This is a genomic window from Levilactobacillus suantsaiihabitans (assembly GCF_004745505.1).
GTDB lineage: Bacteria > Bacillota > Bacilli > Lactobacillales > Lactobacillaceae > Levilactobacillus > Levilactobacillus suantsaiihabitans.
In genome coordinates, this window is record NZ_RKLX01000058.1 from 1 (window position 1) to 829 (window position 829).

The 829-nt window shown below is 34.6% G+C and carries 1 protein-coding gene; it reads right to left on the reverse strand.

The window, feature by feature from the left end; genetic code table 11:
• Window positions 1–216, reverse strand: a 216-nt coding sequence (locus tag EGT51_RS12815; protein WP_179951153.1) for a replication initiator protein A, incomplete at its 3' end; no start/stop codon positions are given.
• Window positions 217–829 lie beyond the last annotated feature (613 nt).

An 829-nucleotide genomic window follows, 5' to 3' on the forward strand; every position in this document is an offset into this window, starting at 1 on the left:
TTGATTGGTAAAAATAAAGTAGACGTGCCCTTCCTCATCAATCCAGTGATTGCGTAAAGAATACTCTAGCCGGTCTTTTAGTACCATGTAAGCTAGCTTAGCGGCATCACTTAATCCTCGATATTGCTGGCTATACATCAATACTTTTGGAAACTGGAAGAACAAGGCCCCATAAACGTTATCAGCTTGATAAAACTTGAAATTTGTTTGATCCATTATAAAAACTCCCTTTCTATGTCCGACCCATGCTGGCTCAAAAGAGAGTTGCTAAAACATCTGATTTGTTTTAAAATACAAATCTGATATGCTCTAACTGAATTACAAAGTATTCATTGGTTGTGAGAACTTTGTAATTTATCAGCATGGATCTTGCTTGGTTGCCCATTCGGCAACTTTTTTAATTTGAACAATAAAATAAAAATGGACTAGGTAGCTTCTACTAGCTACTTAGTCCATTGGTTTCAATTTTGTTTTTTAACTATCCGAACCTTGTCCTCATGGGCTGGTCTGCGGTATAATTACCTTACAAAGTTAAAAGCAATATTCAGTCGATTTTTTCCGGGAAGTCAAAATCGACTGAATCTAAGTAGCTGGTATGAGCTACTTGCTAATACTATAAAAGAGATCTCAATCCCGAATGGATTGGGATCTCTTTTATAGTATTAGCCTGATCTTTTAATATTTGATTGTTAAATTAACTATAGTCTAGCATAGCGCTTACTAACCGGTAAACCTTAATTTGTAAATAGATTATCTAAGAAATTGATATTAAGATGAAAAAACGACAAGAACGACAAGAACGACAACAAGTTTAAACATTACTTGTCGA